The organism is Haemophilus sp. oral taxon 851 str. F0397, assembly GCF_000242295.1.
In the GTDB taxonomy this organism is placed as follows: domain Bacteria; phylum Pseudomonadota; class Gammaproteobacteria; order Enterobacterales; family Pasteurellaceae; genus Haemophilus.
The window spans coordinates 1-14,615 of the sequence record NZ_JH591078.1; the positions used below are offsets into that span (position 1 = coordinate 1).

Genomic DNA, 14,615 nt, shown 5'->3' on the forward strand with positions numbered 1-14,615 from the left:
ATTTTTCAACTCATATGAACTCACTTCCTATAAATGTTTTATAAGCTGTGCTACAATCCCGCTAGAATTCTATCCTTAAAAACAAGAGAAATTATGACCGCACTTAATGTATTAATTTATCCTGATGATCACTTAAAGGTTGTCTGTGAGCCTGTTACTGAAGTTAATGATGCAATTCGTAAAATTGTTGATGATATGTTTGATACGATGTATCAAGAGGAAGGTATTGGTTTAGCTGCACCTCAAGTAGATATTTTGCAACGTATTATTACTATTGATGTTGAAGGTGATAAACAAAATCAGCTTGTCTTGATTAATCCTGAAATTTTGGCTTCTGAAGGCGAAACAGGAATTGAAGAGGGGTGCTTATCGATTCCAGGGTTCCGTGCGTTGGTTCCTCGTAAAGAAAAAGTGAAAGTGAGAGCGTTAGATCGTGACGGTAAAGAATTTACTTTAGATGCGGATGGTTTGCTTGCGATCTGTATTCAACACGAGATCGATCACCTTAACGGAATTTTATTTGTTGATTATCTTTCTCCACTTAAACGCCAACGTATTAAAGAAAAATTGGTGAAATATAAAAAACAAATTGCGAAACAATAAGCTTCTGATTCTTAATTAAAGTGCGGTTGATTTTAACCGCACTTTTTCCTATCAATTACCATAACGTAGAACATTATGAAATCACTTAATATTATTTTTGCTGGTACGCCAGATTTTGCTGCACAGCATTTACAAGCCATTCTAAATTCTCAACATAACGTGATCGCTGTTTATACTCAACCTGATAAACCAGCTGGTCGCGGTAAAAAACTGCAAGCAAGCCTAGTAAAGCAACTTGCTGAGCAAAATAACATTTCCGTTTATCAACCTAAATCCTTACGCAAAGAAGAGGCGCAGTCTGAATTAAAAGCGTTAAATGCAGATGTAATGGTTGTTGTGGCTTATGGATTAATTTTACCTAAAGCTGTATTAGATGCTCCTCGTTTAGGTTGTTTGAATGTGCATGGTTCTATTCTTCCTCGTTGGCGAGGCGCTGCACCCATTCAGCGCTCAATTTGGGCTGGTGATGCACAAACGGGTGTAACCATTATGCAAATGGATGAAGGTTTAGATACAGGTGATATGTTACATAAAGTCTATTGTGATATTTTACCGACTGAAACTTCAACAAGTCTTTATAACAAACTGGCGGAGCTTGCTCCATCAGCATTAATTGATGTTTTAGACAATCTTGAAAACGGTAAATTTATAGCGGAAAAACAAGATGACAGCCAAAGCAATTATGCAGAAAAACTTTCTAAAGAAGAGGCTCAATTGGATTGGTCGCTTCCGGCAATGCAACTTGAGCGTAATATCCGTGCCTTTAATCCTTGGCCGATTGCTTATTTTTCAACAGAAGATAAGGATGGCAATGCACAAACTTTGAAAGTATATCAAGCGGAAGTGTTGCCTCATCAAGATAAACCAGCGGGAACTATTTTAAGAGCGGATAAAAATGGCATTCAAATTGCGACTGTCGATGGTGTATTAAACTTATTGCAATTGCAACCTGCAGGTAAAAAGCCTATGTCTGCACAAGATTTATTAAATGGCCGTGCAGAATGGTTTACTATTGGTAAGGTGCTTGGATAATGAAAAAATTTTCTTCTAAAACTATCAAAGTAAAAAATTCAGTAAAAATGACAGCACTTTCGACCAGGGCTATTGCAGCAAACTTAATTTTGCAAGTATTGGATGAGGGCAAATCCTTGTCGGCGTTAATCCCTGAAGTGCAACCTTCTGTAAAAGCCCAAGATTTGCCCTTGTTACAAGAAATTTGTTTTGGCGTGTGTCGCGTATTGCCTCGCTTAGAGCAAATTATCAAACGTCTTGTGGATAAGCCGCTTAAAGGTAAAACTCGCATTGTTCATTGCCTGTTACTTGTGGGATTATACCAATTGCTTTATATGCGAGTGCCTGCTCATGCGGCAGTTGATGAAGTTGTGAACGCAACAAAATCATTAAAATCTGATAGTTTTAGAGGATTAGTGAATGCGGTTTTGCGTAGATTTTTACGTGAGCAAGATGAAATTTTGGCAATTATCGATAAAAATTGGCAAACGCTTCATCCTGAATGGTTCGTGAATAAGTTAAAAAAAGCCTATCCTAATTGGCGTGAGATCATTGAGGCGAACAATCAGAAACCACCAATGTGGCTACGTGTGAATTCACAAAAAAATGCCCTCAAAACTTACCGCACTTTACTTGAAGAACAAGGTGTTTCTTCGAAAACAAGCCATCATCCTAATGCGCTATGTTTAGATATACCGATTGCTGTGCAAAAATTACCGCACTTTGAAGATGGTGCTGTAACGGTGCAAGATTTTAGTGCTCAATGGGCAGCAACTTTGCTTGAGCCAAAAAATGAGGAATGGATCCTCGATGCTTGCGCGGCACCAGGCGGTAAGACAACTCATATTTTGGAACTGGCACCTCAGGCTAATGTGATTGCATTAGATATAGAATCTCATCGCTTAAAACGAGTAGAAGAAAATCTTGCACGTTTAAATCAGCAAGCGATAGTGGTGTGTGGTGATGCGAGTCAACCTGACGAATGGTTAGCTGAAATCGGTAAAAGTGCGGTGAAATTTGATCGAATTTTACTTGATGCACCTTGTTCTGCTACAGGGGTGATTCGACGCCATCCCGATATAAAATGGTTACGCAAAGAAACCGATATCGCTCAGCTTGTTGAATTACAGAAGAAAATTTTGAGTGCGCTTTGGGAAAAACTGAAGCCAAACGGTGTTTTGCTTTATGCGACTTGTTCTGTATTGCCAGAAGAAAATTGCGAACAAATCCAAGCATTTTTAAATGCTCACACAGATGCTGAGTTATTGCCATTACCCTTTAGTGATGATAAAAGTGCGGTGGGTTTTCAATTCATTCCGCAACCAAATAGTGGTGATGGGTTCTATTATGCGAAGTTACATAAATGCGCTTAGAGGCTAAAATGTTTGCCAATATTGATATCATTATTCCTTGCTATAATGCAGAACAAACGCTATCTCGCGCAGTGCAGTCCGTATTGTCTCAAACTTATTTGGGAAAAATTTGGTTGATTGATGATGGCTCTAAAGATAACACGTTAGCTTTAGCGCAAGAATGGGCAACACAATATCCGGAAAAGATAGTTGTTGAGTCTATGCCGAAAAATAGTGGCGTGGCTAAAGCGCGCAATTGGGGCGCTTTGCAATCAAGTAATGAATTTATTGCTTTTTTAGACGCTGATGATGCTTATGAACAGGGCGCATTAGAAGTTGCAGCAGCGACTTTTCATTTTCAACCCGATATCTCAGTGGTACGTTTAGCATTAAAACCGATTGATTTGCCCGCGCGTTACGCTGAACATCCTAATTTTGAGTTTGCATGGCAACATATGCGAATGACCTGTGGTGGGAGCGTGGTTTTTCGTCGAGCTTTTTTCTTGGCGTGTGGCGGTTTTCCACAAGATGAATTATTTCGTCAATTAGGTGGTGAAGATGGTGCACTTGGTATTGCGACAACTAAGATAGCTAAAGTTGCAACGCTATTTAATGATGTTGGTGTACTTCATTACTGCAGAGATGGAATGCATGCAGAACGGCTATTGGATGCGATTTTATTCCAAAAAGCGCCAGAGGAGATTACTGAAGAACAAATGGCTCGGGCTAATGACGTGACAGATGAAATTTGTCGCCAAATTAACACATTAAAGTGCGGTCTAAATTCATCAGAAATAGGCATTCGTCCTCTTGTATTAGAACGAACGGAGTAAGCGATGAAAATTATTATTTTGGGCGCAGGTCAGGTAGGAACAACGCTTGCCGAAAATTTGGTTAGTGAAGATAACGATATCACACTCGTTGATAACGAGTCCCCACAGTTACAAGCCTTACAAGAAAAGCATGATTTGCGTGTGGTGCAAGGCTCGCCATCATCACCAAAAGTGCTTCGTGATGCAGGTGCAGCCGATGCAGATTTAATGGTTGCCGTAACAGCTTCTGATGAAATCAATATGGTAGCCTGCCAAATGGGCTATACATTATTTAATACACCAACGCGTATTGCCCGTATTCGTAATTCAGAATATTTACGTGAAAAAGATAAGTTATTCAATGATGAAAATGTACCTATTGATCATTTGATTTCGCCTGAAAATCTTGTGACAGATGAAATTACACGCTTAATTGCTTATCCAGGGGCATTGCAAGTCGCCCATTTTGCGAATAATCGTATTAGCATGGTTGTGGTAAGAGCTTATTATGGTGGTCCTTTGGTTGGATATGCGCTTTCCGCATTTCGTGAACATATGCCACATATTGATTGTCGTATTATGTCTATTTTGCGTAACGGCAAACCGATTCGTCCGCAGGGTTCTACTATTGTTGAAGCAGGTGATGAAATTACTTTTATTTGTTCAACTGAGCATATAAAAGCGGTAATGAGTGAACTTCAACGCTTAGAAAAACCTTATAAACGCGTAATGATTGTTGGGGGCGGAAATGTTGCTGCTGGCGTAGCGAAATGTTTGGAAAATATTTGTACCGTAAAATTAATTGAGCGTGATGAAGAAAGGGCTAATTTGTTAGCTGAAAAACTTTCAAAAACCTTGGTTTTTTATGGCGACGCGTCTGATCAAAATTTATTGTTTGAAGAGCATATTGAAAATGTCGATGTGTTCCTTTCATTGAGTAGTGATGATGAAGCGAATATTATGTCCGCTTTATTGGCAAAACGTTTGGGTGCCAAGAAGGCAATGGTACTGATTCAACGAATTGCTTATATAAACCTGATTCAAGGTGGAAGTATTGATATTGTAGTTTCACCACAGCAAGCGACAATTTCTGCTCTGCTTGGACATGTTCGTAAAGGGGATGTAAAAAATGTGGCTACATTACGACATGGTATTGCTGAGGCTATTGAAATTGTCGCGCATGGTGATGAAAGCGCCTCCAATGTGGTCGGGCGCAAAATTGGTGAGTTGCGTTTGCCTATGGGGACCATTATTGGTGCTTTATTGCGTGGTAATGATGTAATTGTTGCACGACGCCAAGTTGTGATTGAAGAAGGCGATCATGTGGTGATTTATTTGAGTGATAAGAAGAATGTGCCTGAAATTGAAAAATTGTTCCAGCCAAGTGCATTCTTCATTTAACGATTTATTTACTTTTAAGAGCGACTCATTATAATAGGCGCTCTTTTATTCAATCTCTAAAGGAAAAATTATTATGAGTTTTATTAAAGAATTTCGCGAATTTGCAATGCGCGGTAATGTTGTAGATATGGCTGTCGGTGTGATTATCGGCGGTGCGTTTGGTAAGATCGTAAGTTCACTTGTTAGTGATATTTTTATGCCTGTGCTTGGTATTTTAACGGGTGGCATTGATTTCAAAGATATGAAATTTGTATTAGCTCAAGCACAAGGTGATGTTCCGGCTGTTACTTTAAACTACGGTGTGTTTATTCAGAATGTGATTGATTTTATTATTATTGCTTTTGCAATCTTTATGATGATTAAGGCACTTAATAAAGTGAGAAAACCAGAAGAGAAAAAAGCAGGTCCTACATCAGAAGATTTGCTCACAGAAATTCGTGATTTATTAAAGAATAAATAATGAAATTGAAAAATAAAGGTTGGTAAATATGCCAACCTTTTTTTATTGTTATTTTTTAGGCTATAATCGCCCTCTAAAATTTAAGGAATTAAAAATGGAAAAATATAATAAACTCCGTATTGAATGGGATTGTCGCCGAGGAATGTTGGAGTTGGATAAAATCATTATGCCTTTTTATTTGGGGCATTTTGATGAATTAACGGATGACAAGAAAGATATATTTATTCGTTTATTAGCAAGTACAGATCTGCAGCTGTTTTCTTGGTTTTTTAATCGTGGTCAATCATCAGATTCAGAAATTCAATCTATGGTGGAATATATCCAAAACGTACAAAAAATTACAACTAATTAAAATTATTAAGATACGTATGAACTTTTTTCACACACTTGTGTCTGAGATTGCAACAAGAGCTTGCTGTCTTGAATATTAAGGCGTGTTAGATATTGGCATAGGAGAAATATGGCTGAACAGCTAACAGATCAGGCTTTGGTAGAAAGAGTGCAGCAAGGGGATAAGAAAGCCTTCAATTTGTTGGTTTCTCGTTATCAGAATAAAGTGGCGGGGCTTTTGACTCGCTATGTATCACGTAACGATATTCCTGATGTGGTGCAAGAATCCTTTATAAAGGCTTATCGCTCAATTGAATCTTTTCGTGGCGAAAGTGCTTTCTATACATGGCTTTATCGAATTGCCGTCAATACGGCAAAAAATTATTTAACGGCTCAAGGGCGTCGTCCACCTAATGAAGATATTTTAGCTGAGGATGCTGAAAATTATGATGTGGGTACGCACTTGCGGGATGTAGATACCCCTGAAAATGAAATGTTATCTAGTGAACTTGAACGAATCGTGTTTAGTACGATTCACAGTTTGCCAGAAGATTTAAAAACAGCAATCACCTTGCGAGAGCTAGAAGGTTTGAGCTATGAAGAGATTGCAGAAATTATGGATTGCCCTGTTGGTACTGTTCGTTCTCGTATTTTCCGCGCAAGGGAAATTATTGAGAATAAAATTCAACCACTGATGCAACGCGAATAAAAAAGTCGGAGTTTACTATGCAAAAAGAGCAACTTTCAGCCTATATGGATGGCGAACAAGTCGAAGCTGGCTTGACAGATGCTTTATTGAAAGACGAAGAATTACAAGAATCTTGGCAGGCATTCCATGCTGTACGTGCAGTGATGCGTAAAGAAAGCGTTTTGTTTCTAGGGGCTGATTTTACCGCTAAAATGGCAGGTTTAATTGAATCTGAAGAAGTGAAGAAAGTCGATGTCATTGCCGTGTCTCAACCTGAACCAGAAGATGCACATAATTCTGCATTTATGCAAAAATTAAAAGCGTTCTTTGCGCCAATGACGCAAGTTGCGGTTGCTGCTGGTGTATGTTTAGTGGCGGTACTTGGTGTTCAATCTTTCAATAATAAAAACGAAGCGTCTAATTTACCTGAGACTCCAGTATTGCAAACCTTGCCATTTAATAATGCGGTTCAAGAGGTTAGCTACAATGCGCCGAGCAAAGATACATTGACATCAGAGCAGCTTGAACAAAAAAGTCGCCGTATTGGTGCGATGTTACAGAACTATGAATTACAACGTCGTATGAATGCAGATGCATTAAATGTAAGTAGTAATAGTCAAAAATAATATGGATTAGCCCTGTGCATTTATGTTAATTCACCACCTAATATACTATTTAGTGTGGTGAATTTTTATCCTTTAAATTTAATGTTTATGAAAAAAATCGCGTTAAAACTCACCGCACTTTCTCTTTCTTTTCTATTTAGTAACATTACTTCAGCTGAAGAGCTTTCTGCGAAGCAGTCTTTAGATAAAATGACACAAGCATTGGATAATCTCAATTATGAGCTTGCCTTTGTTCAAACAACCCCATCAAATATGGATTCCTTTCGCTATCGTCATATTAAGAAAGATAATAAAACTTATGCGCAATTAGTGACGCTTGATGGGCGTCAACAAGAAATTATTCAACGTGATAATTTAGTCAGTTATTTTCAGCCAAATACTCAAGCATTTACGCTTAATAGTGGCAATATTGTCGATGCAATGCCGGCTGTTGTTCGCGCTGATTTTGATAAACTTTCTTCAGTTTATGATTTTATAAAAATAGGAAAAGATCGAGTGGCTGGGCGTTTTGCTGACACGATTCGTATCGTCCCTAAAGATGATTTCCGATATCAATATTTAGTGTTTGTCGATGAAGAAAATGGTTTATTATTACGCGGTGATATGCTTGATAGTGAGGGTAAATTACTTGATCAGTTTAGAGTTGTAACGCTTTATATCGACGATAGACTAAGAGGGTTGACGGAGTATATTAATAAAGTCTCAATGCCCCCTTTGTTGAAAGAAAGTAAAAATGAACAAAGTTCAGATATAACTTGGTCTGCAGGTTGGTTGCCACAAGGTTTTTCTTTAATTCGATATACTCAAGAAACATTAGAAAATGAAGTGATAGATAGTGCGCTATATAGCGATGGTTTGTTTACTTTTACACTATTTGTTTCTAACGCAGGTTCTAATGTTTTGCCAGAAAATACTTGGAAGCAAGGGGCATATACGATTTATAGTGAAGTGAATGGTGGAAAAGAAATTACTTTTATCGGGCAATTGCCCATAGCTGCAGCTAAGCGTATTGTACAAGAAGTTAAATTTCGATAATAAGTGCGGTGATTTTTCACCGCACTTTTGTTTTTAAAGATTAGTGTAATTTTAATCTTGGTTTTAAATAACGATTAAGTTTATCAACCAGAATAATCAATCCAATTTTAATGCAACCATGTAAAGCATGTTGATGCATTCTATATAAGGATACATAGGCAAATTGTGCAAATTTACCTTGAACGGTAAGTGGATTTTTTCCAAATTTATTCGAAATGCTTCCTAATGCAGTAAAGCTAGAAAGAGAAACCAAGGTGCCTTTATCGTTATATTTAAATGCTTTTAATGGTTTTTTCTCAAAAAGTGCAAAGATATTTTTTGCACAAGCTTTTGCCATTTGATGTGCGGCTTGAGCTCTTGGCGGGACTAATTTACCGTTTGGCTGCGTTAATGCTGCACAGTCGCCAATGGCAAAAATACTATCATCAACAGTTGTTTGAAGCGTGTCTTTTACCACTAATTGATTGATTCGATTGAGTTCTAATCCATCAAATTGTTGTGTCACTGTTGAAGTGCGAACGCCTGCGGCCCAAACAATGAGATCTGCCTTAATTTCTTCTCCATCTTTGGTGATAAGGGTATTTGGTTGGGCTTCCGTGATCATTGTATTTAATTTCACGTTCGCGCCCATTTCTTGCAATTCGTCTAATACCGCAGCAGATAAATCTTCGGGTAATGCTGGCAGTAAGCGAGGTCCCGCTTCAATTAGTGTGACTTGTAAACATGAGTTATCAATCTTGCCATAGCCGTAAGAAGATAAATCTTCCGTAGCATGATAAAGCTCAGCTGTTAATTCCACACCAGTTGCTCCGCCACCAACAATGGCGATATTCACTTTATTTTCATCCACTAATTTTTGTTTAAATTCTTCTTCACCAATATCATCTAAAGCACGGTTTTCAGAGAATTTAAGGAATAATTCCAACATTTTTTGCTGAAACCGCAACGCTTGATCTGAACTGTCTAAGAAAATACAGTTATCAGCCACACCTTTTGTATTGAAATCGTTCGATTTACTACCGATAGCAATCACTAAGTAATCATAAGGAATACGACGTGCGACCACGAGCATATCGCCTTCTTGCCCATAAACAGGGGCAAGTTCAACATATTTCTGTTCACGATTGATGCGCGTGATCGAACCTTGTTCAAAGCTGAAGTGATGGTTTTTCCCGTGTGCACGATAGCTCAGAGAATCCGTGCCATCATCCATCACACCCGTAGCTATTTCATGTAATAATGGTTTCCACAAATGGGTCGTATTGCGATCCACAAGCGTCACTTTAGCCTGTTCTTTTAGACCTAATTTGTCGCCTAAAAATGTCGCTAATTCAATGCCGCCAGCGCCACCACCAACGATCACGACGTTTTTCATAAAGTTTTCCTAAAAGAGAAATTGTTAAAAATGTTAAACTAATGTAATGATAGCATAACAAATAAACAAGACGAAAAAATTTAATGGAAATTGACCGCACTTTATTGATGACAGCGATCGTAAAGCGGTTGTAATTGTTGGATGGTTTGCGTGATAAATAAAACATGATCAATTTGGCTTAGTTGATCTTTTTCAATACTTTTCCCAATACACCAAAAATCGTCCTCTGAACGCAAGAGAAGATCTTTTTCAGAAATGGCTTTCACTTGGCGAAAATCATCATATTCGCTTTCATCTTCTCGCCAAATATCAAAATCGGCAAATTGTTTGAAATCAAATTGATCAAGCCATTGATTATATTGTTGCAGATTAATTTGTGAGCGATCTGCACGATAGCAATGCCAATCTAAACACACTCTTAACCGACGACGATTTAATAGCACCGAAAAAATGGCTGCAGAATTCTGATTAAACTCATATTTAAAATAAGCGAAGAAATGTGCGCGGACTTGCCAGCCATTGGTCCAACTTTCAATATGCGGTTTCGCAAACGGTGTGCCAAGTTGCTTTGCGACTTCTTGAATAATCGCTTTCCAATTATCCCAATGTAATTTGTAATCCGCTTTAATTGCCGGAATATCTTCTGGACAGAATTTTTTCATTTGGGCAAATTGATAGAAAGGAATATTGAACAGTTCACAAGATTCAGTAGTAAGCGAGAGCATAGTGTTTCCTTAAAAATCACTGTAATTTTTGACCGCACTTTGCGTGAAGAACTGTTTGTCTTCCCAACGCAACATAGTCATTCGATTATTCCACACACAACCAGTATCCAAAGCATAAATACCTTGTGGCGTAGGTTCATCCACTAAACTTGCCCAATGCCCAAAGACAATGGGAATTTGTTTATAAAGTGGATTATCTAAATTAAACCAAGGCGTGAGCTCCGCTGGTGCATCTTTTAAAGGAGATTTACAAGCAAAATCAAAACGATGATCGAAATAGCAAAAACGCATTCGAGTAAAAGCATTAATGATGTAACGATGACGCGCTAAGCCCTGCAAATCTGGCGACCAGCGATCAGGCTGTTCAGAATACATATTTTCAATAAGATAATGAAAATCACCGTGTTGTAAAATCTGTTCAACTTCAGCTGCACAAGATTTCGCAGTTTCCAAATCCCAATCAGGCGAAATGCCTGTGTGTGCCATCAGGAAATTTAACTCTTTACTATGGACAAGTAATGGCTGATGACGTAGCCAATGAATCAGTTCACCAAAATCTGGAGCATTAAAAATGGCATCAACACGATCACGTGGTTTTACTTTTTTAATACCCAGTGCGGTCGCAATTAAGTGTAAATCGTGATTCCCTAGTACGGTTTGCGCTGCATTACCAAGAGATTTTACAAAACGAAGACATTCAAGTGATTTATCCCCACGCGCTACAAGATCCCCCACAAGATAAAGTTTATCTTGCGTAGGATTGAAATCTACACGTTCTAATAAAAGCTGTAATTCATCATAACAGCCTTGCAAATCACCAACGAAATAGGTTGCCATTTTTGCTCTTCTATAAATAAATTTTGAGAATTTTAACACAGACTTTTATTGTTGATTTATTCTTTTTGTATAGTAGAATGAAAAAACTTAGTTATTTCCATTTTTATTTATATATGAGTGCTATTGAAAATATTGTCATTAGTATGGAAAATGCAACTGAACGTCGCAAACATATTACTGAGCAATTTGAATCAAAAAAACTTTCATTTAGTTTCTTTAATGCGTACACTTATCAATCAATCAATCAATCAATCAATCAATCAAACCCATATTACATGATATAGAGGAATCCAAAATACTTACTAAAGGAGAAAAAGGCTGTTTAATTAGCCATTTCTTATTATGGAATAAGTGTGTGGATGAAAATTTGGAATATCTTACAATTTTTGAAGATGATGTAATTCTTGGTGAGAATGCGGAAGTATTTTTGAACCAAAATGAATGGTTAAAAACACGTTTTGATTTTAATGATATTTTTATTATTCGTTTAGAAACTTTTTTACAGCCAGTTAAACTTGAGAAACAAACTAAAATTTCACCTTTTTATTCTAGGAATTTTGATATTTTAAAATCAACTCATTGGGGGACTGCTGGTTATATTATTTCTCAAAGTGCGGCTAAATATGTAATTGAATACTTAAAGAATATTCCTTCTGATGAAATTGTTGCAGTTGATGAACTTATTTTTAATAAATTAGTTGATGCTGATAATTATATTGTCTATCAACTGAATCCAGCAATTTGTATTCAAGAACTCCAAGCTAATCAAAGTAAAAGTGTATTAACAAGTGGATTGGAAAAAGAACGGGGAAAACGTCCAAAAATCCGTAAGAAAAAAACATTGAAACAGCGTTTAACTCGGATAAAAGAAAATATTATACGAGCTTTAAATAGAAAAAAATGGAAAGAACAACAATGCATTAAAGAAATGCAAGGTAAAGAAATTGTTCATTTTATGTAGATAGACTTATGAAGTGATTTGTATAGGCTTAATTGTTTAAGCTTATTCATAGATGACCACTAGACATGATAATTCTCTAAAGTTTGAAATTTACCAGAGAAATTGGCGGTTATAAACTATAAATATAAAATCATCATACAATAAATGAGTAAGATTAAAATATGCGATAGAAAAATTTATATTTTATTTCTTTAATTATTCTTTTAACTTTCTTTCTAAAAGCAACAACATCAAACTCAGCTTTAAAACTCGGATAACTATTGCAGATTTCTTTAAATAGTGAATACCCTAAATTGGCTTTTAAGTGAGAACTTCGACTAGACCAAAACTTATCAGGTCCTGGATAATGGTAAATAACTGCAGGAAATTGAATTTCTCGTTCTTTTCGATATTTTATATAGCCAGATTCAGATGGCGTGAAGTTAAATCTTGTATTTATAAATTTAACATCGTCTTTGAAAATACCATTTAAGATATCCTGATCTTGATACTTTATAACACCTTATATTTATTTAACCAGGTCAGACTCACCTCTAGAACATTCAATTCTCGCCATCTTCGCATATTGATAAGAAGTACACCAGCATTAAAATAATGATGATTTTCTAAGCCAATTTTAGTCTTGTAATCTGCTTGCTCAATTTCAATAAAGAAATCCTTACATGCGGCAAGTGAATACTGTTCGATATCAGTATTCCATAAATCATCTAATGAGCCATTTGTTAGCGTATCAACATCAATATAAAGTAACTTATCTACATCAGGGATATATTGAGTTATATTTAATCTGGCATAGGTTGCTAAAGAAATATAATTTATTGTAATAGGAAAGTTAGCAAATTCATCTTTATCCACGCTTATAAATTTGATACTTTTTCTATGATTGCAAACGATACTTTCTATAATTTCTTTATTGTTATTATCAATCCCAAAATCCAAAACATAGAAACTAATTTCAGATTTCGAATTATTTTTTAATACACTTAATATGCTAATGGCTAAATATGGTGCATAGTTATTATCAGATGAAAACGCGATATTCATATTAGTCTTCACTTAACTCTAAAAATTTATCTCCATCTAAATCAGCTGGTGGATTGTCTGCCAACCAGTTTGCTAAACGCGCATAATCTGCGATAGCCAAATTTTCTGCGCGTGCATTTAAATCAATACCAAGTGCGGTCAGATTTTCAGGTGAAAATAGTGTTGAAAGTGCATTGCGTAATGTTTTTCGACGTTGATTAAACGCTTGGGAGCAAACACGGTTCAGCCAATATAAATCTTTTACAGGGTGTGGCAATTCTTTATGCGGAATTAAACGCACAACGGCAGAATCCACTTTCGGTGCTGGTTTGAATGCAGAAGGCGGCACTTCAAGCACAGGCATTACCTGGCAGAAGTATTGCGCCATAATGGTTAAGCGGCCGTAGGCTTTACTATTTGGTCCTGCACATAAGCGTTTCACCACTTCTTTTTGTAGCATGAAGTGCATGTCTTGAATCACATCATGGTACTTAAACAAGTGGAACATCAATGGGGTAGAAATGTTGTAAGGTAAGTTACCAAACACACGTAATTTTTGCCCTTTTTCTGCCAAATTTTCTTTTGTATAAAGTTCACCAAAATCAAATTGCATTGCATCTGTTTCAATAACTGTGAGCTTTTGATGTAAAAATGGATGGTGACGTAAACGTTCTGCAAGGTCTCGGTCAAGCTCTACCACAGTAAGATGATCGACAAGCTCTCCAACTGGCTCTGTTAATGCGCCAAGTCCAGGACCAATTTCCACTAAGAATTGATTGGATTGAGGGTAAATCGCCGCCACGATACCTTGAATCACAGAAGTATCATGTAAAAAGTTTTGGCCAAAGCGTTTACGCGCCGTATGGCCTAAATGTTTTTTTGAATTCATATACTATCTTCTTTTATAAAAGTGCGGTTATTATAGGGCTTGTTTTGGCTTTGTAAATCATTGTTAACTTATGCTAATTTGAGTTTTTTATGAACAATATTATTTTTTCTTTCGTAGAAAGCCAAAAACGGCTATAATCCGCCCGTTTTTCTTAACTTTTCCGCCTAAAGTGCGGATAAAAAATCGATTATTTTTAGAGGATACAATGGCGAAAGAAGATTGCATTGAGATGCAAGGCACAATTTTAGAGACTTTACCGAATACTATGTTCCGCGTGGAGTTAGAAAACGGTCACGTGGTTACTGCGCATATTTCTGGAAAAATGCGTAAAAACTATATCCGTATTTTGACTGGGGATAAAGTGACTGTAGAAATGACTCCTTATGATTTAAGTAAAGGTCGTATTATTTTCCGCAGTCGTTAATCATAGAAGATCTGAGATAGGCCGATATTGTTACAATATTGGCCTTCTTTTTTGTTCAAAAAG

Annotated in this window: 17 protein-coding genes and 1 pseudogene; 12 read left to right on the forward strand and 6 right to left on the reverse strand. The window is 36.8% G+C overall.

Features of this window, described 5'->3' with window-relative positions:
* Nucleotides 1-93 precede the first annotated feature (93 nt).
* From def to rseB, 10 genes are all read left to right on the forward strand, one after another.
* On the forward strand, nucleotides 94-603 hold the full coding sequence (def, locus tag HMPREF9096_RS04725; protein ID WP_005633001.1) for a peptide deformylase: 510 nt from the start codon (nucleotides 94-96) through the stop codon (nucleotides 601-603).
* A gap of 75 nt (nucleotides 604-678) precedes the next feature.
* Nucleotides 679-1,635 (forward strand): methionyl-tRNA formyltransferase, encoded by a 957-nt coding sequence (gene fmt / locus HMPREF9096_RS04720; RefSeq protein ID WP_009500396.1) that lies wholly within the window; start codon nucleotides 679-681, stop codon nucleotides 1,633-1,635.
* Entirely contained in the window at nucleotides 1,635-2,987 is a 1,353-nt protein-coding gene (rsmB, locus tag HMPREF9096_RS04715) for a 16S rRNA (cytosine(967)-C(5))-methyltransferase RsmB (RefSeq protein WP_009500397.1), read from the forward strand. The genes fmt and rsmB overlap by 1 nt, the downstream gene beginning before the upstream one ends.
* 8 nt (nucleotides 2,988-2,995) lie before the next feature.
* Nucleotides 2,996-3,799, forward strand: coding sequence for a glycosyltransferase family A protein (locus HMPREF9096_RS04710; protein ID WP_032803406.1), 804 nt, complete (start codon nucleotides 2,996-2,998; stop codon nucleotides 3,797-3,799).
* 3 nt (nucleotides 3,800-3,802) lie between these two features.
* Nucleotides 3,803-5,179, forward strand: a complete 1,377-nt coding sequence (gene trkA, locus HMPREF9096_RS04705; protein ID WP_009500399.1) for a Trk system potassium transporter TrkA — start codon at nucleotides 3,803-3,805, stop codon at nucleotides 5,177-5,179.
* A gap of 73 nt (nucleotides 5,180-5,252) precedes the next feature.
* On the forward strand, nucleotides 5,253-5,639 hold the full coding sequence (mscL, locus tag HMPREF9096_RS04700) for a large-conductance mechanosensitive channel protein MscL (RefSeq protein WP_005630888.1): 387 nt from the start codon (nucleotides 5,253-5,255) through the stop codon (nucleotides 5,637-5,639).
* A gap of 94 nt (nucleotides 5,640-5,733) precedes the next feature.
* Nucleotides 5,734-5,991 (forward strand): succinate dehydrogenase assembly factor 2, encoded by a 258-nt coding sequence (locus HMPREF9096_RS0108730; RefSeq protein WP_032803407.1) that lies wholly within the window; start codon nucleotides 5,734-5,736, stop codon nucleotides 5,989-5,991.
* Nucleotides 5,992-6,099: 108 nt separating this feature from the next.
* On the forward strand, nucleotides 6,100-6,678 hold the full coding sequence (gene rpoE, locus HMPREF9096_RS04695) for an RNA polymerase sigma factor RpoE (RefSeq protein WP_005627595.1): 579 nt from the start codon (nucleotides 6,100-6,102) through the stop codon (nucleotides 6,676-6,678).
* A 17-nt stretch (nucleotides 6,679-6,695) separates the two neighbouring features.
* Nucleotides 6,696-7,283, forward strand: a complete 588-nt coding sequence (locus HMPREF9096_RS04690) for a sigma-E factor negative regulatory protein (protein ID WP_009500401.1) — start codon at nucleotides 6,696-6,698, stop codon at nucleotides 7,281-7,283.
* Between the two features lie 87 nt (nucleotides 7,284-7,370).
* Nucleotides 7,371-8,318: a sigma-E factor regulatory protein RseB gene (rseB, locus tag HMPREF9096_RS04685; RefSeq protein ID WP_032803392.1), complete on the forward strand. Its 948-nt coding sequence runs from the start codon at nucleotides 7,371-7,373 to the stop codon at nucleotides 8,316-8,318.
* A 40-nt stretch (nucleotides 8,319-8,358) separates the two neighbouring features.
* Here the strand turns inward: rseB and HMPREF9096_RS04680 are convergent, their stop codons facing one another.
* From HMPREF9096_RS04680 to apaH, 3 genes are all read right to left on the reverse strand, one after another.
* Nucleotides 8,359-9,693: an NAD(P)/FAD-dependent oxidoreductase gene (locus HMPREF9096_RS04680; protein ID WP_009500403.1), complete on the reverse strand. Its 1,335-nt coding sequence runs from the start codon at nucleotides 9,691-9,693 to the stop codon at nucleotides 8,359-8,361.
* A 101-nt stretch (nucleotides 9,694-9,794) separates the two neighbouring features.
* Nucleotides 9,795-10,418, reverse strand: a complete 624-nt coding sequence (locus HMPREF9096_RS04675) for a glucose-6-phosphate 1-dehydrogenase family protein (protein WP_009500404.1) — start codon at nucleotides 10,416-10,418, stop codon at nucleotides 9,795-9,797.
* Nucleotides 10,419-10,427: 9 nt separating this feature from the next.
* Entirely contained in the window at nucleotides 10,428-11,255 is an 828-nt protein-coding gene (gene apaH, locus HMPREF9096_RS04670) for a bis(5'-nucleosyl)-tetraphosphatase (symmetrical) ApaH (protein WP_009500405.1), read from the reverse strand.
* A gap of 113 nt (nucleotides 11,256-11,368) precedes the next feature.
* Between apaH and HMPREF9096_RS08920 the strand changes: the two are divergent.
* Nucleotides 11,369-12,216, forward strand: a pseudogene (locus tag HMPREF9096_RS08920) (glycosyltransferase family 25 protein).
* A gap of 154 nt (nucleotides 12,217-12,370) precedes the next feature.
* On the opposite strand, the gene HMPREF9096_RS09400 reads toward HMPREF9096_RS08920, so the two are convergent.
* The 3 genes from HMPREF9096_RS09400 to rsmA are packed head-to-tail and all read right to left on the reverse strand — an operon-like array spanning nucleotide 12,371 to nucleotide 14,128.
* Nucleotides 12,371-12,712, reverse strand: a complete 342-nt coding sequence (locus HMPREF9096_RS09400; protein ID WP_367379033.1) for a glycosyltransferase — start codon at nucleotides 12,710-12,712, stop codon at nucleotides 12,371-12,373.
* On the reverse strand, nucleotides 12,709-13,260 hold the full coding sequence (locus tag HMPREF9096_RS09405) for a glycosyltransferase family 8 protein (protein ID WP_253269209.1): 552 nt from the start codon (nucleotides 13,258-13,260) through the stop codon (nucleotides 12,709-12,711). The genes HMPREF9096_RS09400 and HMPREF9096_RS09405 overlap by 4 nt, the downstream gene beginning before the upstream one ends.
* Before the next feature lies 1 nt (nucleotide 13,261).
* A complete protein-coding gene (rsmA, locus tag HMPREF9096_RS04665; RefSeq protein ID WP_009500409.1) occupies nucleotides 13,262-14,128 on the reverse strand; it encodes a 16S rRNA (adenine(1518)-N(6)/adenine(1519)-N(6))-dimethyltransferase RsmA in 867 nt (288 codons plus the stop codon).
* 205 nt (nucleotides 14,129-14,333) lie between these two features.
* On the opposite strand from rsmA, the gene infA reads away from it, so the two are divergent.
* Nucleotides 14,334-14,552 carry a translation initiation factor IF-1 gene (infA, locus tag HMPREF9096_RS04660; RefSeq protein ID WP_005627617.1) on the forward strand — a complete coding sequence of 73 codons (219 nt, stop codon included), beginning with the start codon at nucleotides 14,334-14,336 and terminating at the stop codon, nucleotides 14,550-14,552.
* Nucleotides 14,553-14,615: the final 63 nt, after the last annotated feature.